This window comes from Agrobacterium sp. (assembly GCF_059499945.1).
This window is the reverse complement of sequence record NZ_JCABZP010000001.1, coordinates 127,135-151,265: the sequence shown is the minus strand read 5'-3', so window position 1 is coordinate 151,265 and position 24,131 is coordinate 127,135. Positions and strand designations below refer to the sequence as shown.

The following is a 24,131-nucleotide window of genomic DNA, read 5'->3' as shown; positions in this document are numbered from 1 at the left end:
GCCTCCTGCGCTTGCAAAAAAATCTAATATGATGCAAATATTGCAAACTAAGAAAATTTGCAAGAATTTAAGTGTTCAGTGAAAAATTTGCAAAACGCGGGAGGAGCAGATGCAAACTATCGACAGACGTGGATTTTTGGTGACGGCGGCGCTGGCCGGTCTCGGCGTGGCGGCGGGCGGTTTTCGCGCGGCCGCGGCCGAAACCCGGCTTCGCTGCGTATGGTGGGGATCTGCCGACCGCAGCAAGCGCACCAACGACGTGATCGCCCTTTACCAGAAGGCGAACCCGCAGACGGAGATCAGCGGTGAGATGATCGCCGGTTCCGATTACTGGACCAAGCTCGCGACATCGATGGCGGGACGGAACGTCGCCGACATCTTCCAGCTAGAACCTTCCACCATTGCCGATTATTCCGGCCGTGGCGCCTGCATGGAGCTGGACCAGTTCGTCGGCAAGTCGCTTGATCTTTCCACCTTCGGCAAAAGCGAAGTCGATCTCTGCCGTATCGATGGCAAGCTTTACGGCGTCGGCCTCGGGCTGAATTCCTTCTGCATGATGTATGACGCCGATACGCTGAAGGAAGCCGGCGTTTCCGTGCCGCAGGATCAGATCACCTGGAAGGCGCTGGCGGAACTGGCGCGCGATTTCAAGAAGAACGGCCCGGCAAAACGGAACTATTGGGCGGTGCCTTATGGTGCGCGTTATCACTATGTTTTCGATGTCTGGCTGCGCCAGCGCGGCAAGCTTCTGTTTCAGGACGGCACCATCGGCTTCAACAAGGAAGATGCGAAGGAATGGTTCGCCTATTGGGAGGACCTGCGCGAGAACAAGCTCTGCGTTTCCGCCGATATCCAGACTCGTGACGACAATACCATCGAATCCAACGCCCTGACGCTTGGCAATTCGGCCATTGGTTTTGCCTATTCCAACCAGCTTGTCGGTTATCAGAAGCTCAATAAACAGACGCTGTCCATCGGCATGCTGCCGGGTGAGGGGGCGGGCAAGCCGACCGGGCATTATTACCGGCCGGGCCTTATCTGGTCCATTTCGTCCACATCGACCAATGCGGAAGCGGCGGCGAAATTCATCAACTTCTTCGTCAATGATCTGGAAGCGGGCAAGGTGCTCGGTGTCGAGCGTGGCGTGCCGCCGGCCAAGGTCGTGCGCGAGGCATTGTTGCCGAGCCTCAACGAGACCGAGCGCAAGACGGTGGATTATATCGAAAGCCTGTCGGGCAAGCTCGATTCCTATCCGGAGCCTGCCCCGATCGGCGCCAACGAGTTCGACCGTGGCGTGATGCGTCCCATCGCCGATTCGCTCGCCTTCGGCCGCGCCAGCGTGGATGAAGCGGCGCAAAACCTCGTCGACACCGGCACGCGGACCCTGCGCAAGCGCGGCTGACGACGAAACGGGCGCCGCCACACGGAATCGAAGCCGTGTGGCGGTGCTTTTTATGGCATGCCTAGGGTGAATGGCGCTTCACACCTTTGAAAATTGTTTGTCAGACAAACAGTGCTGGACAAGTGCATGGCATTTAAGCCAGAAATTCTGATCTGGATCGATAAATCTGAAGATTAGAATATGGCGCCCAATTTCCTTCTCGTTGATGCTGAAAAAGAGTTCGATGTCCTGAAAGCGGCGGCGTCGCTGATCCGCGTGCAGATATTGAAGCTGCTGCACGAGGCGAGCGGCCTCAATGTCAACGAAATTGCGCAGAGGCTGGATTTGCCGCAGTCCACAGTTTCCGCCGGCGTTGCCGTTCTCGAGGAGGCGGGGCTGCTGCGAACCGAGACGCGCAAGGCGCGCAAGGGCAATCAGAAAATCTGCTTCGCCACCTGTGACGAACTCATCGTTTCCTTCCGCAAACCCGAGGCGCCGGCAGCATCAAATTACATCGCGGTCGCCATGCCGCTCGGCCTTTATACCCAGAGTTCGGTCACCGCGCCCTGCGGTATCTGCTCGCCGGAGGGCATTATCGGCCTTCTTGATGTGCCCGATACTTTCATGGATCCAGACCGGATGAAGACGGCGCTGTTGTGGCTGACATCGGGCTTCGTGGAGTATCAATTCCCCAACAATGCCAAGATTCAGGGGCGGAGCGTCGAGGAAATAGAGTTTTCGATGGAAGTCAGTTCCGAGGTGCCGGGAACGCACAGCGACTGGCCGTCCGATATCACGCTGTCCGTCAACGGCAGGGAAATCGGTGTCTGGACATCGCCCGGGGACTTCGGCGACAAGCGGGGCGTGTTTACGCCTGACTGGTGGAAGCTTTCCGGTTCCCAATACGGCATGCTCAAGACCTGGCGCATCACCGCGCAGGGAACCTATGTCGACGGAACCCGGATTTCGGATGTGACGCTCGCAGATATTGATCTCGCCAGCCACCGCTCCATCCGGTTGCGCATCGAGGTCAAGGCCGATGCAAAACATCCGGGCGGGCTGAATATCTTTGGCCGCGGCTTCGGAAATTACGATCAGGACATTGTCCTGCGCCTGCGCACCGCTGACTGATCCAGCCAATTTTCAAAAGTATGATTTTCGCGGTTGACAGGCGCGGATTCCCTCGGCAACTATATTATCAAATATGGTTTATATCATATTTTAGGATATAAATGCGCAGGGAGGAGAGCCTATGAAAGCGCGGGTTTCAGTCCACCGGGACTTCCGGATTGGGCGTATCGACGATCGTCTGTATTCCGCCTTCATCGAGCATATGGGGCGTGCGATTTATGGCGGGATTTATGAGCCCGGCCATCCGCAGGCGGATGCAAACGGCTTTCGCCAGGATGTTCTGAAATTTGTTCAGGACCTGAAAATTCCGGCCATCCGTTATCCCGGCGGCAACTTCGTTTCGGCCTATCGCTGGGAAGACGGCATCGGGCCGCGCGACCAGCGCCCCATCCGCCTCGACCTCGCATGGCGCTCCAAGGAAAGCAACCAGATCGGCATCAACGAGTTCGCCGACTGGGCGCAGATGGCTGGTATCGAGATGATGCTCGCCGTCAATCTTGGTTCTCGTGGTCTGGATGACGCCCGTAATTTCCTTGAATATGTGAATTTTCCGGGCGGCACCGCGCTTAGCGATCTGCGCCGCAGCCACGGCACGGAAAAACCCCACGACGTGAAAATGTGGTGCCTCGGCAACGAGATGGACGGCCCCTGGCAGATCGGCCACAAGACCGCGGTGGAATATGGCCGCCTGGCGAACGAAACCGCCAAGGCCTTCAAGGGCTTCGATCCGACGATTGAAGCCATCGTCTGCGGCAGTTCCAATGACGGCATGCCGACCTATCCTGAATGGGAACGCGAGGTGCTGGAGGAATGCTACGAGAATGTCGATCACATCTCGCTGCACAAATATTTCGGCAATAACAGCCGCGACACGCTGAATTATTTCGGCAAGATCGAGGAAACCGGGCGTTACATCCAGACCATCGCCGGCGTCATCGATTATGTGAAGGCGAAGAAGCGCGCCAAGAACGATGTTTCCATCTGCTTCGACGAATGGAACGTCTGGTATCACATCCGCGAGGAGGACGGCAAACGCATCAAGAGCTGGGACTGGCCGGAAGCGCCGGCACTTCTGGAAGAGACATACAACTTCGAAGATGCGCTTTTTGTCGCCGGCCTGCTCAACGAGTTCATCCGCCGTTCGGACCGCGTGCGCATCGCCTGCATCGCCCAGCTCGTCAACGTCATCGCCCCCATCCGGGCGGAAAAGAACGGGCCGGCCTGGCGTCAGACAATCTATTATCCCTATCAGTTCGCCTCGCTTTATGGCCGTGGCGTTGCGCTGAACGTTGCGGTCGATTGCCCGACTTACGATTGCAACGCGGCCGATGACGTCAAATATCTCGATGTCGCCGGTGTCTATGACGAGGCGGAAGGCATTGTGACGCTGTTCGTGCTCAATCGTCATCTGACCGAGGCGGCAGAGATCAATGTGAGCCTCACCGGGTTCTCCTCGGCGACGCTCAATCTGCATCTGGCCATGGCGGGATATGACCTGCGCGTCGGTAATGGTCCAGATCAGCCGGATCGTGTCGTGCCGGTGCCCGGCAGCGGCGTCGGCGTTGAGGACGGGGCGCTGAAGGGTTCCGTGCCGGCGCTGTCATACCATGTGCTGCGGCTGAAGGTTCAGTGAGGCGGCCATGGGTGTCCGTCTCAACAATATCGCCAAGTCCTTCGGCTCCTTCGCTGCGATCCGGGATGTCTCGATGGAAATCCCGACCGGCAGTTTTGCGGTCTTCGTCGGGCCTTCCGGCTGCGGAAAATCTACGCTGCTGCGCATGATCGCTGGTCTTGAGGAGACCAGCGGCGGCCATATCGCCATCGACGACCGCGATGTCACGGCCGTCGAACCGGCCGATCGCGGTGTCGCGATGGTGTTTCAGAACTATGCGCTTTATCCGCATCTCAGCGTGTTCGAGAACATGGCCTTCAGCCTGCGTCTCGCGCGCCGCCCGAAAGCGGAGGTGAATGAGAGAGTGGGCGAGGCTGCCCGCATCCTGCAGCTTGAAGACCACTTGCATAAAAAGCCGTCGCAGCTTTCCGGCGGCCAGCGGCAGCGCGTGGCGATAGGCCGCGCGATCGTCCGCCAGCCGAAGGTTTTCCTCTTCGATGAGCCGCTTTCGAACCTTGATGCGGAGCTGCGTGTCCAGATGCGTCTGGAGCTGACACGGCTTCATCGCAAGCTCGGCGCCACGATGATCTATGTCACGCATGACCAGGTGGAGGCCATGACGCTTGCCGACAAGATTTTCGTGCTGAAGGGCGGCGTGGTGCAACAGGCGGGTGCGCCGCTTACCCTCTATGACGATCCGGATAACCGCTTCGTGGCGGGTTTCATCGGCTCGCCGGCGATGAACTTCCTGCAGGCGGAAATTGTCGAGCAGGCAAACGGCGTCGTGACGCTTTCGCTTGATGGCGGCCAGAGACATCTCGAAGCGCGGCTTTCACAGCCTGTTTCCACCGGCCAGCGTATCGAAATCGGCGTTCGGCCGGAACATCTGATGATTTCGCAAGATGGCGCCCTGCCTGTCAATGTCGAGGTGGCGGAGGAGTTGGGTGATGTCTCCTACCTCTATACTCGCGCGCCGTCCGGCAAGGAAATCATCGTGCAACGGCAGGGATCGCGCGAAAGTCTGGACGGCCGGTCCGTGTCGCTGAGCGCTTCGCCCGACCATATTCTGGTTTTCGACACGGACGGCAAAAGGTTGCGATAGGCGCGAGGAGGCGTCTTTCGATGCAGCAGACCGCCTCTTCAAGGGGTGTTTCCACATAAACGGGAGGAGTAAACGATGCGATTGATCAAGACATTGCTTGTTGGCGCGGTTCTGGGTTTGACCGCCCTGCCGGCGCTGGCCAAACAGGATATCGTCTGGTGGGACTTTCTGTCCGGCGGTGACGGCGTGCGCATGAAGGCGCTGATCGATGCCTTCAACAAGGAGCACCCCGATATCCAGGTCAAGGGAACGACGCTGGAATGGGGTGTTCCCTTCTATACCAAGGTGCGAACCGCCTCTGCCGTCGGGGAAGGGCCTGATGTCATGACCTACCACCTGTCGCGTGCGCCGCTCGCCCTGCAGGAAAAGGTGCTGAGCGAGATTACCGACAAGGATCTCGAGGAGGCCGGACTAAAGAAAGACGATTTCTTCAGCGCACCGCTTGAAGCGGCCACCCATGACGGCAAGCTTTATGCTGTGCCGTTCGATATTCACGCGCTTGTACTTTATTACAATGCCGATCTCCTGAAAGGCTCGCCCTACCTCGATGCCGAAGGCAAATTGACCGGCATCCAGACGATGGATGATTTCGAAAAGGCGCTGGCCTGGGCGAAGGAAAAGGGCGTTGAAACGCCGGTCACCTATCAGTCCGGCGGCGAAGCCGGTGTCTGGCGCGTCTTTTACACCCTGTTCTCGCAGCAGGGCGGCGAACTCGTCACCAATGGCGAGGTTCTGGCCGGCGACAATGCCGAGAAGGCCGCCAAGGCAATCGACACCATGTCGAAATGGCGCGAAAACGGCTGGGTGCCGGAACAGGCCGAGTATCCTGCCTCCGTCGCGCTCTTCTCCGCCGGAAAATCCGCCTTCCAGCTGAACGGCGTATGGGAAGTGCCGACCTACAAGGACCTGGAGAAAAACGGCAAGCTGGGCTTCAAGTGGAGTGCGGTCGAGGTGCCGCCCTTCATGGGCAAACGCGCCACCTGGGCGGATTCGCACGCTTTCGCCATCCCCAATCAGGGCGACAAGACCGTTTCCGGCGAGAAGCGCGCCGCCGTGATGAAGGTGATCGGCTGGATGGAAAAACACGCCATCAGCTGGGCCGATGCCGGCCATATTCCGGCCTATAAATCGATCACCGAAAGCAGCGAATACAAGGCGATGCAGCCGAACGCCACCTATGCATCGCTGGCGGAAGCGGCGGTGTTCGATCCGAAGACGACGATCACCGGTGTCGCTTCGCCCGCCTATGATGCGGCTCTCAACGTCATCGCCCCGGCCATTCAGGGCTTCATGAGCGGCACGGATGCGGTGGAGCAGATCAGGGAAGAGCTGCAAAGCAAGCTGAAGTAACAGGAAACCTGCCCTCCGGTTTCTGGCCGGAGGGCAGCACGCAATGCAAGGTTCCGGAGACATTCCATGGCTATGATTGAAAACCGGCGCAAGAAATCGCTGATCGCGCTGTCGATGGTGACGCCGTTCATCGTGGTCTTCGTCACCTTCTTCCTTTACCCGCTGATCGAGATGGTCCGCATCAGTTTCACCGATGCGCCGCTGATCGGCGACGGTGACTGGGTGGGGTTCGCGAATTACGCAAAGCTGCTGAGCGACCGCCTTTTCGTCACGTCGCTGAAAAACAACGGCTATTTCGTGCTTCTGACCGTCGTGCCGACGACCGTCATCGCCCTGATGATCGCTCTCGCCGTCAGCCGCCTTTCGGGCGTCAAGCAGACGATTGCCATGAGCCTGTTTTTCCTTCCCTATGTGCTGCCGGTTTCGGTCGTCACGGAAATCTGGGCGTGGATGCTCGATCTGCAGTTCGGCATTCTCCAGCCGGTGATTTCGCTGATTGCCGGCAAGCCGGTCGCGGTTTTCAAGAACCCCTACTGGGTCATGCCGATGGTTGCCGTCGTCACCATCTGGTGGACGAACGGTTTCAACGTGCTGCTGTTCATCGCCGGTTTGCGCAATATTCCGACGGAGCTTTATGAGGCGGCCTCACTTGACGGCGCAACGACGTGGCAGCGCTTCTGGCGGGTGACATGGCCGCTTCTCTGGCCCGTCACCGCGCTCATTCTCACACTGCAACTGATCCTGCAGCTGAAGATATTCGACCAGATCTATCTCCTGAGCGGCGGCGGGCCCTTCAATTCCAGCTTCGTGCTTCTGCTCAAGGTCTATCGCGAGGCGTTCCAGCTGAACAATGGCGGTTACGCTTCCGCCGTCGCCACCGTGCTCTTCCTGCTGATCGTCACCGTTTCCATTCTCCAGTTCCAGTTGCTGCGCATCCGGAGGAACTCATGAGCTTCACGAAAAGACTAGAAAACGTCGTTCTGACCCTGCTGACGTTCTCAGCGGCGCTCGTGTGGATCTTTCCGCTCTATTGGGGTTTCGTGACGTCGTTACGTTCGGACAATAATGTTGCCGGCAACATGTCGCTGCTGCCAGATGAGTTTCAGCTGGGGGCTTATGTGAACGCCCTCTTCAACACGCGGCTGTTGACCTGGTACGTAAATTCCATCGGCACCGCCGCAATCGTCACTGTCTCCGTGCTGCTGATTTCGATGCTGTGCGCCTATGCCCTGTCGCAGATCCGCTTTCCGGGACGGCGTCTGCTTTATGGCATCGTGCTTGCGAGTTTCATGGTGCCGGCGCAGACACTCGTCGTCACCCAGTTCATCCTGATGAAGAACCTCAACCTCATCAACACCTGGGCGGGCATCATCCTGCCGCAGCTCATCACGCCCATCGTCATCATCGTTTATAAGCAGTTCTTCGACAGCGTGCCGAAGGAGATGCGCGAAGCGGTGGTTCTGGATGGCGGCGGCGAATATACCATCCTGTTCAAGGTCTATCTGCCGCTGAACTGGGGGATCACCACCGCCATGGCGATCGTGACCTTCATCACGGTGTGGAACGCCTTCTTCTGGCCCTTCCTGGTCGTCACCTCTGAAAACATGATGACGATCCCCGTCGGCATCACCCAGGTCAACGACACTTTCGGCATTGTTTATGCGCGCCTGATGGCCATCGCCATGCTGGCGGCGCTGCCGGTCATCATCGCCTACGTCATCTTCCAGAGGCGCGTGACGGAAGCGATCATGATCTCGTCCGGCGTGAAGGGGTGAGGGCGGCGCTGCTCAGATGACGTGGGCATTGTGCAGGGCGGTCAGCACCTCGTTCTTGAGGTGTGCGAGTTCAGGAGACCGCCGGTCGCGCGGGCGCGACACATCCACCTCTATCCGCTGCTGGATACGGCCATCATGGGCGCCCATCATGTAGATCCGGTCGCCGAGATAGAGCGCCTCGTCGATATCGTGGGTGACGAGCAGGAAGGAGATGCCGCGCTGTTCGATGAGCTTCAGCACAAGGTCCTGCAACTTCATACGGGTGAAGGCATCGACCGCACTGAAAGGTTCATCGAGCAGCAGAATGTGCGGCTCGGTATAGAGCGCCCTTGCGATCGCCACGCGTTGCGCCATGCCGCCCGAAAGGGCCTTCGGTAGCGCGCCGCCGTGGCCGCTCAAACCGACATCGTCAATCAGCCCCTTCACGCGCTCGACATCATATTTCCTGCCGGCCGCATAACCGATGTTTTCGGCAACCGTCAGCCACGGCATCAGGCGGGGTTCCTGAAAGACAAAGGCGATGGGCGGTAAGTCCGATGCCTTCTCCTCGTCTTGCTGAACTCTGACAGCGCCTGAAAAACGCCGGTCGAGGCCGGCGGCGATGCGCAGCAGCGTGCTCTTTCCGCAACCGCTGGGGCCAAGGAGAACCGCCGCTTCGCCATCACCCAGCGTGAGCTGGATATCCTGAAGGATCACCGTGTCGCCGAAAGCCTTTTCGCGCACATCGACATTGAGCAAACTCATCGCAGGCGTCCTTCCTGCTGAAGGGGATAGCTGTCGCGCCAGCGCAGGCAGCGGTCTTCGACAATCTTGAAGATGCTGTCGGAAATCTTGCCCAGCACCGCAAGGCAGACGATGGCGATCATGACGAGATCAAGCCGGGAAAGCTCCCGCCCGTCGGAAAGCATGTAGCCGATACCTTCGGACGCGGCCAGAAGCTCGGCCGCAACGACACTTAGCCAGGCAAGCGACAGCCCGTAACGCAGGCCCGTGAAGAGATGCGGCAGGGAGGCGGGAATGAAAATCCGCCAAACCAGCACGGGCAGCGGCTGACGATACATCTCGCCAACCTCCACCAGCTTGCGGTCAACATTTCGGATGCCGGAAAAAAGATTGAGGTAGACGGGAAAAAAAGCGCTTTTGGCGATCAGCACGATTTTCGAGGTCTCGCCGATGCCGAACCAGATCATCAGCAGCGGCACCCATGCAAGGCTTGGGACCGCCCGCAGCGCCTGAAATGTCGGCTCGAGATAACGCTCGGCGGCGATCACCAGCCCCACCAGCGAACCGACCACGATGGCGAGCAGGGAGCCGATGACGAAGCCGACGAAGACGCGCGCGGTACTGGCCGCAACATTCGTCCACAGGGGACCTTCCGCAAGCCGCAGGAAGGTGTCGTAAAGTTCGGAGGGCGGCGGCAGCACATAAGGGCTGACCCAGCCGAGGCGAACGAAAAGTTCGAGCAGCAGCAGCGACCCGACGGGCACGATTGCGCCGCGCAGATCAAAGCGGCCAAGGAAATTCCCCACCCTTTGCGCAAGTGGCAACCGGGAAGGGAATTGTTTCGCAGTCTGTTTCACGCGCTGGAATTCGCGCGGATGGGAATTCATGCGCCAAGTGCCTTTTTCGCCGGTGCCGGATCGATCAGCGATGACAGGACAGTGTCGACATTGACGCCCGGGCGCAGGACGTCGTCGCCCAAGAGCGGCGTGACGATGCGGATCGAGTTCAGCAATTCCTCACCGGGAACGGGATCCTTCCAGTCGCGCTTCTCGATCGTCAGCTTGGTGATCTTGGGATCGTTGCCGGTGACCTGTGTGACGAAATCGATGAATTCGCCCTTGTTTTCACGGATCCATTTCTGCGTCTGCACCCAGACGCCAAGAAGCCTGTCGACCGCTTTCGGGTGCTTCGCCAGAAACTCCTCGGAAACGCTGAAGACGCTGCCGTCGCGCCAGCTGCGCTCATCGAAAATCGCCCGGTCGCCCGCAAGCTCGGCCTGGGATGTATGCGGATCGATACCGACCCAGGCATCCACCTGACCCTGCTGAAGAGCGTTGAAACCTTCCGGATGCTGCAGGTTCACGACCTTGAGGTCATCGATGGACAGCTTGTTCTGGTCTAGCGCGCGGACGAGGGTGAAATAGGGCGCGGTGCCCTTGGTCACCGCAATGGTCTTGCCCTTGAGATCGGCGACGGTCTTGACCGGCGAGTCCGGGCGCACCTGAATGATGGAGGAACCGCCCCAGCTCGCCACATAGATCACCTTCAGCGGCACGCCGTTGGCGCGGGCGAGAAAGGCTGACAGTGCGGCCGAGCCGGCAAAATCCGTCGAGCCGACTTTCAGGAATTCGAGCGAATTGTTGCTGCCGCGGGATTGCACCCAGGTGATCTTGGTGCCGACATCCTTGAAAGCCTCCTCAAGCCAGCCCTTGTTCTTTATCAACAGCGTGTGGGAGGAGTAAAACCCCCAGTCCAGCTTCAGCTCCGCAGGAAATTCCGGAGAACTCTGGGCCAGGGCATTGCCCGTGACAAGTGGTGCTGCGAGCGCGCCGGCAATGCCGAATTTGAGGATCTGGCGGCGGGAATGTTCGGCCTTCATATTAATTCACCTAATTTATGTAATTTGTGTACTTAAAGGGTATGGGCGGGTGTTTTTAAGGTCAATCCGCCGTTCTGGAACCCCATGCCAAACTTTGCGAGCGGCGTGGAAAATCTCCCTACCGCGAGTGCGATTGGCGCGATGGCGCGTTATTCAGGAAAAAAACGATTGGCTGGCCGTTGCAGGCCAAGATGGTCGCGCAATGTCGGCCCCTCATAGTCCTTGCGGAACAGCCCGCGCTTTTGCAACTCCGGCACCACCTGCGTCGTGAAGTCGTCAAGGCCGGCTGGCAGGAAGGGGAAGGTGACATTGAAACCGTCCGAGCCCTCTTCGTGGAGCCATTGCTCCATTTCGTCGGCGATGGTCTTTGGCGTGCCGACAAAGGCAAGACCCGCATAGCCGCCCAGCCGTTGGGCGAGCTGGCGCACCGTCAGGGCTTCGCTTCGGGCAAGCTCGATGACCCTTTCGCGGCTGGATTTGCTGGCATTGGTCTCGGGAATATCAGGCAGGGGGCTATCGGGATCGAAACCCGAAACATCGTGGCCGAGCGCAATGGAAAGCGAGGCGATTGCGCTGTCATAATGGACAAGGCTGTCGAGCCTGGCGCGTTTGGCCTTTGCCTCTTCCACACTGTCACCCACGAGAACGAAAGCGCCGGGCAGGATGACAATTCCGTCGCGGGAACGACCCGCCGCGACGGTCCTGTCCTTGACGTCCTTATAGAAGGCCTTTCCTGCCGCAAGCGTGGGTGTTGCGGCAAAAACGACCTCCGCGGTTTCTGCGGCAAGCTGGCGTCCCGGCTCCGATGCGCCGGCCTGCACGATGACGGGCCAACCCTGCACCGGGCGCGCGATGTTGAGCGGTCCGCGCACGGAAAATTCGGGGCCCTTGTGGTCCAGCACATGCATCTTATCGGGATCGAAGAACAGCCCGCTATCGACATCCCGGATAAAGGCGTCGTCCGAAAAGGAATCCCAGAGGCCGGTGACGACATCGTAAAATTCTCGCGCACGGCCATAGCGCTCCGCATGGTCAGGCTGTTCCTCGCGGCCGAAGTTCCGGGCTGCGTCGGGATTTGACGTGGTGACGATGTTCCAGCCGGCGCGGCCATTGCTGAGGTGATCGAGCGAGGCGAAACGCCTGGCGACGTGATAGGGCTCATCGAAAGTGGTGGAGGCGGTGGCGACCAGCCCGATACGGGAGGTGACGGCGGCGAGCGCCGAAAGCAGGGTGAAGGGCTCGAAGGAGGTGACGGTATGGCTGCGGCGCAACGCCTCCGTGGGCATGTTCAGCACCGCCAGGTGATCGGCCATGAAGAATGCATCGAATTTCGCGGCCTCGAGCTGTTGTGCGAAACGCGCGAGATGGGCGAAATTGAAATTCGCATCCGGGAAGGCGCCGGGATAACGCCATGCACCCGTGTGGAGACTGACGGGCCGCATGAAGGCGCCGAGATGCAGTTTGCGATCATTTGCCATGGGCTTCGCTTTCGTTGATGTTTTCGGCTCGCGCGGCGCGTTGCTGATGGCTTTAACTGCAGGCAGGCCTTTGCTTGTCGCGACGATATCCCTGCCGGACGATCGACGCGGCGAAGGCTATTCCGATTATGATTTCCGAACCGAAAGATTTTTGCTGAAATTCTGCATTTGGCGGTGATCCCGTGGCGGCAGCCGCTCGGTCATCTTCGAAGTGTAACAGCGGAGTGGCCGCACTAAGATGGGTGGCGGCAAGCATTTATCTGGCATGCAGATTTTAATTAATGTATGGAAATCAAAATTTTGATTGAATTTCCTGATGTAATATCTCTGGTGTCATCAGTCGCAAGGCACCAAGATTGCATCTCTGCAGGAGCCGGTGCGGACGGACCATATCCGAAGCCGCACCGGAGGCATCTTGCGCGGTGCTTAAACCGCCAGCAGTTTCTCGTTGCCGATACGGGTGGTTTCGATGGCGCCCTCCGTTTCGATACGCTTGCCCGTGGCGGGATCGAAGAAGTGGAGGTGGGCGGTGGGGAGATCGAGGTGGATGCGCTGCCCGGGTTTTACCGAGAGGTCTTCACCAATGGCGGCGGAGAAGGTCTCGCCGGCGATATTGGCATGGACGATGCGGCCCGAGCCCAGTTCTTCGACGAAATCCACGATAGCCGGTACGCCCGCGCCGTCCGTGCTCACGACGCATTGTTCCGGGCGGATGCCCACTGTCACGTCGCGGCCCCGCAGTTCCAGTGCGGTTTCGGGGAAGAGTTTCACCGGTGTGCCATCCAGCATCACGGCGGGGGATTCCACCTCCACCCTTGTGGCGAAAAGGTTCATGGCAGGCGAGCCGATGAAGGACGCCACGAAGGTGCTGGCCGGGCGATGATAGATATCCAGCGGATGGCCGACCTGCTCGACATTGCCCTTGTTCATCACCACCAGCCGGTCGGCCAGCGTCATGGCTTCCACCTGATCATGGGTGACGAAGATCGATGTGGCGGAGAGACGCTGGTGCAGCTTGCGGATTTCCGCGCGCATGGTCACACGCAGCTTGGCGTCGAGGTTGGAGAGCGGCTCATCGAAAAGAAACACCGCAGGTTCGCGGATGATGGCGCGGGCCATGGCGACGCGCTGGCGCTGGCCGCCGGAAAGGGCGGCCGGTTTGCGCTCCAGATAATCGGAGAGGCCGACGATCTTTGCGGTTTCCTCGATGCGGCGCTGGCGTTCGGCCTTGGGAACACCGGCGACCTTCAGCGCATAGCCGATATTGCCGGCCACCGACATATGCGGGTAAAGCGCGTAGTTCTGGAACACCATGGCGCAGCCGCGCTCGCGCGGCTCCAGCGTGTTGACCACCCGCCCGCCAATGGCGATCTCGCCGGAGGTGATGTCCTCCAGACCGGCGATCATGCGCAGAAGCGTGGATTTGCCGCAGCCCGATGGGCCGAGGATGACGACGAATTCGCCGGAGTCGAAAGTGAGGTCCACGCCGTGCAGGGTGGGCGTCTTGCCATAGGATTTGCGGACCTGACGGATATCGATCTGAGCCATGATGGGAAAACCTTGTTGTTGAAAGCCGCGCTGTTACTTGTCGGACGAGACGAGGCCGCGGACGAACCAGCGTTGCAGGAAGGCTACGACGAGAAGCGGCGGCAGGATGATGATGAGGGAACCGGCCAGCGTGACGTTCCAGTCCGGCGTACCGTCATCGGCGGGCAGAAGTGCGCGGAGCGACATCATCACCGTCTTGTAGGACGGGTCGGTGACCATCAGCAGCGGCCACAGATACTGGTTCCAGGCATAAACGAACATGATGGTGGTGAGCGCCAGCATGTTGGTGCGCGACAGCGGCAGCAGCATGTCCACGAAGAAACGCGCGGCACCCGAACCGTCCATGCGCGCGGCCTCCGCCAGCTCGTCCGGGATTGTCATGAAGAACTGCCGGTAGAGAAACGTGCCGGTGGCGGTGGCGATCAGTGGCAAAGTGAGGCCGGCATAGGAGTTGAGGAGGTTCCATTCCAGCGTGACCTCGATGCCGAACAGGCCGAGAATCGAGCGGAACGGCTGGAAAAGATCGGCGGCGACCGAATAGGTCGGCACCACGCGCACTTCGAGCGGCAGCATCAGGGTGATAAACACCGTCCAGAAGAACAGGTGTTTGAGCGGCGAGCGGAAGAACACGATGGCAAAGGCGGTGAAGGCCGAAAGGGCGACCTTTCCGATGGTGACCAGCGTCGCCATGATGATGCTGTTGAAGAGGGCGTTGCCGAGATTGGCGCGTTGCCAGGCAGCCTGCGCATTGGTGAAGAATTCGCCCTGCGGCATGAAGCTGAAGGGGACGCTGTTGACCTGCTGGACCGTCTGGCTGGCGCCGGAAATAACGACGATGAAGGGGCCGATAAGCAGGAGGAGGCCGGCCGCCATGATCGCATAGGTCAGGGCGTCGGCGTAAGGGGTGCGCTGGATCATGGCCGTCTCACTTGTAATGGACTTGCCGCTCGACAAAGCGGAACTGGATGAAGGTGAAGACCATGATGAGGCCGATGAGGACGAGGCTCTGCGCCGAGGCGCCGGAATAGTTCAGCCCCTCGAAGGCTTCGCTGACGATGCGGTAGACCATCACTTCGGTAGCATGGTTGGGGCCGCCCTCGGTGGTGGAGGCAACGATGCCGAACGTATCGGCGCCGACGAAACCCTCGGTCATCATGATGACTGTCAGGAAGAACAGGGTTGGCGCGAGCAGCGGCACCTGAATGTCGATGGCGCGGCGAATGGGCCCGGAGCCGTCCATGGCGGCGGCCTCCGTCAGCGAACGCGGCACGGATTGCAGGCCGGCGAACAGGAAGATGAAGGTGTAACCCGCCCATTTCCAGATGAAGATGACGATGACGAGGATGAGCGCGTGTTCGCCGTATTTGGCCGGGTTCCAGATATCCGGCCACCAGGAATTCAGCGATGCGGCGAGACCGCGTTCCGGCGACAGGATGAAGCGGAAGGCCATGCCGGCGGCGGGACCGGCAATCGCATAGGGCAGGATATAAAGCACCCGGAAAAAGCCGGAGCCGGGAAGCTGGCGGTCGACCGCAAGGGCGAGCACGAGGCCGATGAGGATCGCGAAAAATGGACCGGCGATCGCGAAGATCAGGCTCGTGAGGATCGATTGCCAATAAAGCGGATCACCGAAGGTTTCCACGAAATTGGCCAGGCCGACAAATTCCGCCTGGCCGCCGAAGGGCGGTTCCAGGGTGAATGCCCAGTTCAGCACCGCCGCAACCGGCCAATAGAAGAACAGAAGGATGAGCAGGAACTGCGGCAGGGCGAAGAGCACAGGCAGCCACGTGCTTTTGAAGACGGTACGCTTTTCCATTGGAGTCCGGCAATGTTCGAGATTTCGGCGGGCCTGCCCGGAGATTGTCCGGACAGGCTTCTGGCAGCGATGAAAGAGTGCTTAGTTCAGCTTGGCGCCTTCATAGGTCTTTTCGAAGCGGCGCAGACCGGTGTTGGAGCGCTCGACGGCCTTGTCGAGTTCAGCCTGGATATCGGCGTTCTGCATGAAGATGGCTTCGAGCGAAGTGGCGACTTCCTTGCGGATCTGCGTGAAACCGCCGAGGCGGATACCGCGGGTATATTCGGAAGGCGGGGTGAAGGTCAGGCTCTCGATCGCCTTTTCGCGGCCCTTGTAGGGAGCCTTGTCGTAGAAACCATTGGCCTTCATGGCGTCGAAGCCGGTCTTGGTAACCGGGATGTAGCCGGTAACGGTCGACCACCACTCAACCATATCAGGCTGGGCGATGAAGTTGAGGAATGCGGCTGCACCCTTGTATTCGGCGTCCGGACGACCGGCCATGACCCACAGCGAAGCGCCGCCGACGAGCGAGTTGTGACGCTCCGCGCCCTTCCAGATCGGCAGCATGGCGACGTCCCACTTCACGCCTTCAGGCATGGCCTTGCCGACGGTGCCGTGGCTGGCGATCGAGGACATGAACATCTGGCAGGTCTGCGAGGTGAAGGCGGGCAGGATGTCCATGCCGAGCTGCTTGGTCTTGACGACGAACAGCTTCTCGTCCTGCATCTTCTTGAAGAACTTGACCTGATCGACAAACTTGGTCTTGTTGATCGTCAGTTCGGCGTCGAGACCCTGATAGCCATTGCCCTTGGTGGCGATCGGCTGGTTGTGGATGGCGGAGAACTGCTCCATCAGCATCCAGGTGTCGAAGTTGAAGGCGAGCGGGCATTCGAAACCGGCGGACTTCAGCTTCTTGGAAGCTTCTTCAACCTGCTCCCAGGTGTCGGGCTTGAAGGTGATGCCGGCTTTTTCGAAAGCGTCGACATTGTAATAGAAGACGGCCGTGGAGGAGTTGTAAGGGAACGAGTTCAACTCACCGGCGGCCGTGGCGTAATAATTGGCGATGCCGGGGAAATAATTGTTCCAGTCAATCTTGTAGCCATTGTCGGCCATCAGCTTCTTGGCGGGGACGAAAGCCTTGGACAGCATCATGTCCAGCGTACCGGCGTCATAAATCTGGGTGATGGCGGGCTGCTTCTTGGCGCGGTAGGCCGCAATCGTGTTCTGCAGGGTGGATTCGTAATCGTTCTGCGAGGTGCAGACGATCTCGAACTGGGCCTGGGAATCGTTGAACTTCTTGCAGGTCTCCTGCACGCGGTCACCAAGATCGCCGGAAAGGCCGTACCAGAATTCGAACTTGGTCTTTTCTGCCTGGGCGGCCGTGGCGCCGAAGGCGGCGGCGATGGCGACGCCGGCCACGAAGGAAGTCAGAGCGGAAGATTTCATGAGTTAGCCCCGTTGATGGAATGATGGCCTGCTCGGCAAGGACCTCATGTCCCAGGCACGTAGCCACGGGCTCTGCTAACAGCCGTCTTTGACGGATCGCTTACATTTTGTTGAACATTTTATGATGACTGGCCGCGCAGCCAAATCTGCGCGGCGGAAAAGCCGGAAAACCTTTATTTATCCTTATTTATCAAGCGGTTTGCGTTTTTGGCCCGTTTCACTACTTGCTGCTGAACATCTCTCGCAAGTCAACCTTGGCGTGCGGCTTCGATGGTAGCAACGTCGATTTTCTTCATATCCATCATCGCGTCGAAGGCGCGCTTGGCTTCCGCGCCGCCGGCGGCCATGGCGTCCATCAGCACACGCGGCGTGATCTGCCAGGAGACGCCCCATCTGTCCTTGCACCAGCCGCAGGCGCTTTCTTCACCGCCATTGCCGACGATGGCGTTCCAGTAGCGGTCCGTCTCTTCCTGGTCTTCGGTCGATATCTGGAACGAAAAAGCTTCGCTCTGTTTGAAGGCCGGTCCGCCATTGAGGCCGATGCAGGATACGCCTGCAACGGTGAACTGCACCGTCAGCACGTCTCCCTTCTTGCCGGACGGATAATCGCTCGGCGCATGGTGGACGGCGGTTACCGCGCTGTCTGGAAAGGTCTCGGCATAAAATCTGGCGGCTGCCTCCGCATCCTTGTCGTACCAGATACAGATCGTGTTCTTTTCCACGTGCATAATCCTCCCTAGTTGAAATCGTCCCCCTGTCGCCGGGCAACTTGCTTGCCTATTGCCGGCTCCCCATCAGGCATAAAATGCAGCCGCGGCGCAAACGTTCCGAAAACGCTGCGTCGACCACCGTTAAGCCAGCGCCAATAGGGCCGTCAGCCAAAAAAATCCGCCGACATAGGCCCACACCGCAAACACGACCATCAAATCAGCCATGTTTTCCCAATGCATTGCCGAGCCCTGCGATCTAGACGGAAAGCAAGCTACGGACCCGGAGCCAAAGTAACGATAGAACTGTTACACCGTCGTGACTTCAACCACGGGAACACGCCTGAAATTTTTAAAGGAAAACCGGAGAATGGACATTTTTATGGGCCATTTAAATACATATGACAAAAATCAATATTGTCCTTAAATGTAATTTAATAATGTAATCGTAATATTCGTGAATAATTTTGGATGGAAACATTCTATTTTAATCGGAGGATTGTGCGTGAGTATTCTTGATCGTGGTGCCAATGCTTTTGCGGTTCTCGCCGCGCTTTCCAAATCCCAGGCCATTATAGAATTCGACCTTTCGGGAAAGATTCTTACCGCCAATGAGAATTTTTGTCGGGCGCTCGGTTATGAGCTTTCGGAAATCGTCGGCAGGCACCACAGCATGTTCGTGGAGCCCTCCGTCGTGTCTTCGCAGGATTACAAGGCCTTCTGGTCCAAGCTTTCGGCCGGCCAGTTCGATCAGCGGCAATATAAGCGCATCGGCAAGGGCGGCCGCGAAGTCTGGATCGAGGCATCCTACAATCCGGTGTTTCGTCGCGGCAAGCCGGTGAAAGTGGTCAAGATCGCCACCGATATCACCGATCGCAAGCTGAAGGCGGCGGAAGATGCGGGCAAGATCGACGCCCTGTCACGGGCGCAGGCCATCATCGAATTCTCCCCTGATGGAGAGGTGCTGACCGCCAACGAGAATTTTCTGGCGGCGCTGGGGTATTCGCTGGCGGAAGTGCAGGGCAGGCATCATTCCATGTTCTGCGAACCGGCCTATACGCAGTCGCCGCAATATAAACAGTTCTGGGAAAGGCTGGCCGGCGGCGATCTCGTTGCGGACGAGTTCATGCGGCTTGGCAAGGGCGGCCGCAAGGTCTTCATTCAGGCGTCCTATAACCCGATCTTCGATCTCAACGGCAAGGTGTTCAAGGTCGTCAAATTCGCGACCGATGTGACCGGCCGCGTCGAAAATGTCGAAAAACTCGCACAATGCCTCACCGATCTGGCCGAGGGCGATCTTGCCCAGAGCATCGACAAGCCTTTCATCCCTTCGCTTGAAAGATTGCGCACGGATTTCAACGCAGCGTCGGAAAAGCTCAAGAGGGCAATGACGCTGGTGTCTGAAAATGCCGGCGCGATTTCTTCCGGCTCCAACGAGATCAGGTCCGCTGCCGATGATCTCGCTCGCCGTACGGAGCAGCAGGCCGCTTCCATCGAGGAAACGGCAGCCGCGCTGGAAGAAATTACCACTGCCGTCAACGATTCAAGCCGCCGCGCGGAAGAGGCGGGCAAGATTGTCGCCCGCGCCCGTGATCATGCGGAACATTCGGGCCAGGTGGTGCGCGATGCGATCGGCGCCATGGACCAGATCGAAAAATCATCGCGTGAGATCTCCAACATTATCGGCGTGATCGATGAGATCGCGTTCCAGACCAATCTTCTGGCGCTGAATGCCGGCGTGGAAGCCGCCCGTGCGGGTGAGGCGGGCAAGGGTTTTGCCGTGGTTGCGCAGGAGGTTCGCGAACTCGCGCAACGCTCCGCAACGGCGGCCAAGGAAATCAAGAGCCTGATCAATGCCTCCGGCACGCAGGTGGAAAACGGCGTCGGTCTTGTCACCAGGGCTGGCTCGGCGCTGCAGGAAATCGCCGAGCAGGTGCGGGACATCAACACCAATGTCGTGGCGATTGTCGATGCAGCGCGCGAACAGTCCACGGCGCTTGCGGAAATCAATCAGGCGGTCAACACCGTCGATCAGGGCACCCAGCAGAATGCCGCCATGGTGGAGGAGCAGACCGCCGCAAGCCACAGCCTTGCGCGGGAAGCGACCGCGCTGTTCGAGCTTCTCGGGCAATTCCGGTTCGAGGAAATGGCCCGATCCTCCGCCTCAGCGCGCAGCGGCTTCGAGCAGCAATCCGCGCCGGTGAGCTCGCATCGCAGCGCATCCCGCCCGCTTACGGCGCGCGGTTCCGCTGCGGTTGCCGTCAAGCATGAGGAGTGGCAGGACTTTTAGGGTGAGGCCTCAGCAAGCCGAGCCAATCACGCCAACGTCATCCTCGGGCTTGTCCCGAGGATCTGCAACGTATTGATTTTATTCGACGTGATTAGATCCTCGGCACAGGGCCGAGGATGACGTCGACAGAATGTTGATCCTCCATTACTGACTTGAAAGGCGCTGCCCGCCGTCCGCGCCCCATCCGATCACGCCAGTCCATTCGGTGTTCGATACGTGATGACAAGCCGGAAAGCTGGGCATATCTTCCGGATTGGCCGATAATCGGCACATCGCGTTTGGAGTTTTCGGGGACTTTCGCTTGGCAGGGATATCGACAAGCCGCGTGGCTCTTGCCCTGTGTCTGCTGGCCGCAGCCTGCGGCGCGGCGCAAGCAGAAGAGCCCGCCAAGGGAAAGACTTCCTGCGCCTACACCCATGATGTCGCGCCGGAATTATGCATCAATGCCGGCAGTTACAATAATGATCTTTGCCACGCCATGGAGGTTCTGGCCGCCCGCCATGCCGTTCCGCCTGATTATTTCGCACGGCTGATCTGGCGGGAAAGCCTGTTCCGGGCGAGTGCGGTCAGCCCGAAGGGGGCGGAAGGCATCGCCCAGTTCATGCCGGGAACGGCGCGGCTTCGCGGTCTTGACGACAGTTTCAACATCATCGCCGCCCTTGAGGCATCTTCCCGTTATCTCTCCGAATTGAATGTGCAGTTCGGCAATTTCGGCCTTGCCGCCGCAGCTTATAATGCGGGCGAGGCGGGCTTGCGGAACTTCATCGCCAACGGCCGCCTGCCGACCGAGACCCGGGATTATGTGTTTGCGATCACCGGTTATCCGGTGGAGACCTGGAAGGACAACCCGCCGGAAAAGGCGGCGCCGGCACTGGATGACAGCCGCCCTTTCCTCGATGCTTGCGTGCGCCTCGCCGACACCCGCACCATGAACGATCCCGTCCTCATTGCATCAGCCGACTGGGCGCCCTGGGGCGTGCAGCTTGCGGCGCATTATAACCCTGCTGTAGCGAACCGGCTGTTCACCCGGGCGATCCTGCAGCTTTCGGAACCGCTGAATGCCGAACGGGCTCTGATCGTGCGGCAGAGGGGTGGAAACTTCGGGTCGCGGCCGCGTTATGCCGCCCGCATCGGCCGCGAAACCAGAGCCGAAGCCAACACCCTTTGTGGCGATATCCGGCGGGCGGGTGTTCCCTGCACCGTGTTTCGCAACCGATAAAAACGGCCGCGTCGGACCGATAAGTCTTCCTCCCGCGACAAGGCTGATCATAACAAGTTGATCGGCTTGAAGGCCGTCCCATCTTTCAGGGGGGAATGATCGTGCATAGATTTGCCGCGAATGCTGGCCGACAGGGGTCGGCTGCATGTGGGGAATGATCTGGAAATGAAATGGTTTGAAACCTGATGTCTGGCGGCCGTTCTGGTCGTCGTTGCAGCGTGCACCAGCACCGACGAGACGCAGGTCTCCCGCACGGTCGCAAGTTTCGTGGGGCAACCGCGTGACGCCGCAATCGCCCGGCTTGGCCGCCCGAACAAGGTTATCATCGAAAACGGCGAAACCGAGTCCTATTGGCTGAAGGTCGATGTGGAGACCTATGCCGGCCTCAGCAATAGGCGCGAAGTCAAGACCGTGGACGGGCAGGCGAGGGTCTCGGAAACCGAAGGCATGAAGATCAAGGAACATCGTCGCGACTGCATCATCAAGATCACCGCGAATGCCGCCTCAACCATCAAGACGAGTGAGATCATCGGCAATCCCGCCAACTGCGAGACGCTTCTCAATCGTCCAGCCTCCTGAGAAGGTCCGTCGCAGCCGCTCCGGTTCCCGAGTGCCTCAGAGCTCCATCTTGATGGTCAGCATATATTCGGTGCCCTTTGCCCGGTCGCGCGTGCGGGATACTTCAAGTGTGACCTTGTCCAGTTTGTGCCCGAGGCTTTCCTTGATCGTTCCGCCCGGCGTGTCTTCGCGCCGGAACGAGGTGTTGCCGTAACCGACGCCCATTTTGCGTGTAATGGCGTTTTCCGTGTAGGTTCTTCCGAACATGGCGGAAGCCTGGCCGCTGCGCACCGTCGTCTCGAAGCCGCGGGAATCGATATCCCGATAGGCCGAGGCGGCAATCGAATTGTCCGAACTGCTATAGCTGCCGCCAGCACTTATTCTGGCGAGGCGATGACCGTCGTGCTCGAGAGAGAGATTGCCGTCGGCCGAAGATCCGAAACGCCCGCCGTTCATCGCGTCCTTATAGGTGAAGCGGAAGCGGCCGCTGCGCGCATCCACCTGATAATTATAGGAGGCGTCGCCGCTGCGGATCTGGATGCCGGGCGCCGGCTCGCTGCCGAGGATCGGGGAAACCTTGTCCGCGAACTGGAACAGGGGTTTGGTGACCTGATCGAACTCCGACTTCGACAATTCCAGCGGCTTACCATCGGGGTCGAATTTCCCAACCGCCAGGCAGGGGCGCTGGTTGATGATGCTCTTCAGGGCAAAGACCGTGCAATTGTCGCTGGTCGTGCCGGCAATCGCGGCGTGGACGGAATTGCGCAGGGTGTAACTGCCGCAGCAGGAGAAGGCTTCATTGTCCCGACTCGCATCGCGCGTATAGCCCGTAAAAACAATGCCGCTCGCCCCGTTGGTCAGGCCGACATTGGCAAAGTGCGGGCCGCTTTGTAGCGGAAAGAGCTTCAACTGGCCCTGGTCGGCAAGCGTTTTCGGGTTGGAAGGTGATGGAAGCGGCATTCTTCTTCTCTCCTGAAACACGGGAACGGTGTGTTTTTTTACCATCGTAAATTGAAGCCGCAACCCTTAACTGTACCCCGTGATATATCCCGTTCCTGTGGATGAGAGTGACCGCTGTTGTTACTGTGAGCCTGTGCGCATATGTTGGAGTACTTAATCTTGATTTGCGGGCAAGGCGGACAGGCGCATAATGACCTCCCAGTTGGATTTTTTCGCACCCGCGTCAGCGCGGCTTCCTCAGGCTGAAAGAGGGCGAAAAGCGGGTGGTCGCGAAACGACCCAAAAGACCGCTACGGACGATGAGACCCTTGCCGGATACCTTGAATCCACCGGCAATTATCGTGTCCTGCGCCGGCTGCAGCCGCGCACGGTCGTTGATCGGCCAAGGCCGGAATTTCCCCGCCAAGGCGTCATCCTCGATACGGAAACGACGGGCCTCGACCATCGCACGGACGAGATCATCGAAATCGGCGTCATCACCTTCACATTCGACGATAACGGTGCGATCGGCGATGTCACCGGCATCTATGGCGGGTTGCGGCAGCCTGCTATTGCCATTCCCGAAGAGATCACCCGCCTGACGGGGATTACCGACGAGATGGTCGCGGGACAGTCGATCGACATGGCGCGGCTGACTTCCCTCATTGCCGATGCCGATTTGATCGTCGCTCACAATGCGGGTTTCGACCGCCCCTTTTGCGAGACCTTCTCACCCATCTTCCGCGACAAGGCCTGGGCCTGTTCCGTTTCGGAAATAGACTGGCGGGTGCGTGGTTTTGAGGGCAACAAGCTTGGCTATCTGATCGGACAGTCAGGTTATTTCCACGACGGCCATAGGGCGGTGGACGATTGTTTCGCCCTGCTGGAAGTGCTGGAGCAGACGCGCCCCGGCCAAAGCAGCACGCCCTTTGCCGAACTCCGTGAGGCGAGCCAGCGGTCAAGGGTGCGCCTCTACGCGGAAAACAGCCCCTTCGACATGAAGGATCATCTAAAAAAGCGGGGCTATCGCTGGTCCGACGGTTCCGATGGCCGGCCGAAATCCTGGTGGGTGGAACTGCCTGAAGAAAAGCTCGATGAGGAACTGCATTTCCTGCGGACCGAAATCTACCGCTGGGATGCCGACCCGACAGTCAAATATCTCACCGCTTTCGACAGGTTCAAGGCCGGCTGAAACGCG

The 24,131-nt window shown here is 59.1% G+C and carries 22 protein-coding genes; 12 read left to right on the top strand and 10 right to left on the bottom strand.

Features of this window, described 5'->3' with window-relative positions:
* The first annotated feature begins 109 nt into the window (after positions 1 to 109).
* From AC5I5B_RS00690 to AC5I5B_RS00660, 7 genes are all read left to right on the top strand, one after another.
* On the top strand, positions 110 to 1,402 hold the full coding sequence (locus AC5I5B_RS00690) for an ABC transporter substrate-binding protein (protein WP_026372429.1): 1,293 nt from the start codon (positions 110 to 112) through the stop codon (positions 1,400 to 1,402).
* 180 nt (positions 1,403 to 1,582) lie between these two features.
* A complete protein-coding gene (locus tag AC5I5B_RS00685) occupies positions 1,583 to 2,512 on the top strand; it encodes an ArsR/SmtB family transcription factor (RefSeq protein WP_020812829.1) in 930 nt (309 codons plus the stop codon).
* Positions 2,513 to 2,633: 121 nt separating this feature from the next.
* On the top strand, positions 2,634 to 4,145 hold the full coding sequence (arfA, locus tag AC5I5B_RS00680; protein WP_495752194.1) for an arabinosylfuranosidase ArfA: 1,512 nt from the start codon (positions 2,634 to 2,636) through the stop codon (positions 4,143 to 4,145).
* 7 nt (positions 4,146 to 4,152) lie between these two features.
* The gene (locus tag AC5I5B_RS00675) at positions 4,153 to 5,226 is read left to right on the top strand and encodes an ABC transporter ATP-binding protein (protein WP_112977690.1); all 1,074 of its coding nucleotides are present in this window, start codon (positions 4,153 to 4,155) and stop codon (positions 5,224 to 5,226) included.
* A 75-nt stretch (positions 5,227 to 5,301) separates the two neighbouring features.
* Positions 5,302 to 6,576, top strand: coding sequence for an extracellular solute-binding protein (locus AC5I5B_RS00670; RefSeq protein ID WP_495752193.1), 1,275 nt, complete (start codon positions 5,302 to 5,304; stop codon positions 6,574 to 6,576).
* Between the two features lie 66 nt (positions 6,577 to 6,642).
* Entirely contained in the window at positions 6,643 to 7,527 is an 885-nt protein-coding gene (locus AC5I5B_RS00665; protein ID WP_162687303.1) for a carbohydrate ABC transporter permease, read from the top strand.
* Positions 7,524 to 8,351 (top strand): carbohydrate ABC transporter permease, encoded by an 828-nt coding sequence (locus tag AC5I5B_RS00660; protein WP_003508186.1) that lies wholly within the window; start codon positions 7,524 to 7,526, stop codon positions 8,349 to 8,351. Before AC5I5B_RS00665 ends, AC5I5B_RS00660 begins: the two co-directional genes overlap by 4 nt.
* A gap of 12 nt (positions 8,352 to 8,363) precedes the next feature.
* Here AC5I5B_RS00660 and AC5I5B_RS00655 read toward each other — a convergent pair whose 3' ends face one another.
* From AC5I5B_RS00655 to AC5I5B_RS00640, 4 genes are all read right to left on the bottom strand, one after another.
* Positions 8,364 to 9,095, bottom strand: a complete 732-nt coding sequence (locus AC5I5B_RS00655; RefSeq protein WP_112958722.1) for an ABC transporter ATP-binding protein — start codon at positions 9,093 to 9,095, stop codon at positions 8,364 to 8,366.
* A complete protein-coding gene (locus AC5I5B_RS00650) occupies positions 9,092 to 9,961 on the bottom strand; it encodes an ABC transporter permease (RefSeq protein ID WP_112958721.1) in 870 nt (289 codons plus the stop codon). The genes AC5I5B_RS00655 and AC5I5B_RS00650 overlap by 4 nt, the downstream gene beginning before the upstream one ends.
* Positions 9,958 to 10,953 (bottom strand): aliphatic sulfonate ABC transporter substrate-binding protein, encoded by a 996-nt coding sequence (locus AC5I5B_RS00645; protein WP_020812836.1) that lies wholly within the window; start codon positions 10,951 to 10,953, stop codon positions 9,958 to 9,960. The genes AC5I5B_RS00650 and AC5I5B_RS00645 overlap by 4 nt, the downstream gene beginning before the upstream one ends.
* Positions 10,954 to 11,102: 149 nt before the next feature.
* On the bottom strand, positions 11,103 to 12,431 hold the full coding sequence (locus tag AC5I5B_RS00640; protein WP_111821041.1) for an LLM class flavin-dependent oxidoreductase: 1,329 nt from the start codon (positions 12,429 to 12,431) through the stop codon (positions 11,103 to 11,105).
* Between AC5I5B_RS00640 and AC5I5B_RS00635 the strand changes: the two genes are divergently transcribed.
* Positions 12,430 to 12,609 carry a hypothetical protein gene (locus AC5I5B_RS00635; protein ID WP_107677469.1) on the top strand — a complete coding sequence of 60 codons (180 nt, stop codon included), beginning with the start codon at positions 12,430 to 12,432 and terminating at the stop codon, positions 12,607 to 12,609. The two genes, AC5I5B_RS00640 and AC5I5B_RS00635, sit on opposite strands and share 2 nt — an antisense overlap.
* A gap of 248 nt (positions 12,610 to 12,857) precedes the next feature.
* On the opposite strand, the gene AC5I5B_RS00630 is transcribed toward AC5I5B_RS00635, so the two are convergent.
* The 5 genes from AC5I5B_RS00630 to AC5I5B_RS00610 form a co-directional block, all read right to left on the bottom strand.
* The gene (locus tag AC5I5B_RS00630; RefSeq protein WP_112958720.1) at positions 12,858 to 13,979 is read right to left on the bottom strand and encodes a sn-glycerol-3-phosphate import ATP-binding protein UgpC; all 1,122 of its coding nucleotides are present in this window, start codon (positions 13,977 to 13,979) and stop codon (positions 12,858 to 12,860) included.
* 33 nt (positions 13,980 to 14,012) lie between these two features.
* Positions 14,013 to 14,897, bottom strand: coding sequence for an ABC transporter permease subunit (locus AC5I5B_RS00625; RefSeq protein ID WP_003508199.1), 885 nt, complete (start codon positions 14,895 to 14,897; stop codon positions 14,013 to 14,015).
* 7 nt (positions 14,898 to 14,904) lie between these two features.
* On the bottom strand, positions 14,905 to 15,795 hold the full coding sequence (locus tag AC5I5B_RS00620) for a carbohydrate ABC transporter permease (protein WP_003508200.1): 891 nt from the start codon (positions 15,793 to 15,795) through the stop codon (positions 14,905 to 14,907).
* An 81-nt stretch (positions 15,796 to 15,876) separates the two neighbouring features.
* A complete protein-coding gene (locus AC5I5B_RS00615; protein WP_003508201.1) occupies positions 15,877 to 17,220 on the bottom strand; it encodes an extracellular solute-binding protein in 1,344 nt (447 codons plus the stop codon).
* A 248-nt stretch (positions 17,221 to 17,468) separates the two neighbouring features.
* Positions 17,469 to 17,942: a VOC family protein gene (locus AC5I5B_RS00610; RefSeq protein ID WP_112954108.1), complete on the bottom strand. Its 474-nt coding sequence runs from the start codon at positions 17,940 to 17,942 to the stop codon at positions 17,469 to 17,471.
* 490 nt (positions 17,943 to 18,432) lie between these two features.
* Here AC5I5B_RS00610 and AC5I5B_RS00605 point away from each other — a divergent pair, with 490 nt between their 5' ends.
* From AC5I5B_RS00605 to AC5I5B_RS00595, 3 genes are all read left to right on the top strand, one after another.
* Positions 18,433 to 20,217 (top strand): methyl-accepting chemotaxis protein, encoded by a 1,785-nt coding sequence (locus tag AC5I5B_RS00605; protein ID WP_112958719.1) that lies wholly within the window; start codon positions 18,433 to 18,435, stop codon positions 20,215 to 20,217.
* Positions 20,218 to 20,542: 325 nt separating this feature from the next.
* The gene (locus tag AC5I5B_RS00600) at positions 20,543 to 21,436 is read left to right on the top strand and encodes a lytic transglycosylase domain-containing protein (RefSeq protein WP_112958718.1); all 894 of its coding nucleotides are present in this window, start codon (positions 20,543 to 20,545) and stop codon (positions 21,434 to 21,436) included.
* 267 nt (positions 21,437 to 21,703) lie between these two features.
* On the top strand, positions 21,704 to 22,015 hold the full coding sequence (locus tag AC5I5B_RS00595; protein WP_236775591.1) for a hypothetical protein: 312 nt from the start codon (positions 21,704 to 21,706) through the stop codon (positions 22,013 to 22,015).
* Between the two features lie 36 nt (positions 22,016 to 22,051).
* Here AC5I5B_RS00595 and AC5I5B_RS00590 read toward each other — a convergent pair whose 3' ends face one another.
* The gene (locus AC5I5B_RS00590; RefSeq protein WP_112958717.1) at positions 22,052 to 22,954 is read right to left on the bottom strand and encodes a hypothetical protein; all 903 of its coding nucleotides are present in this window, start codon (positions 22,952 to 22,954) and stop codon (positions 22,052 to 22,054) included.
* Positions 22,955 to 23,144: 190 nt separating this feature from the next.
* Between AC5I5B_RS00590 and AC5I5B_RS00585 the strand changes: the two genes are divergently transcribed.
* The gene (locus AC5I5B_RS00585; RefSeq protein WP_112958716.1) at positions 23,145 to 24,125 is read left to right on the top strand and encodes a 3'-5' exonuclease; all 981 of its coding nucleotides are present in this window, start codon (positions 23,145 to 23,147) and stop codon (positions 24,123 to 24,125) included.
* The last annotated feature ends 6 nt before the right edge of the window (positions 24,126 to 24,131 follow it).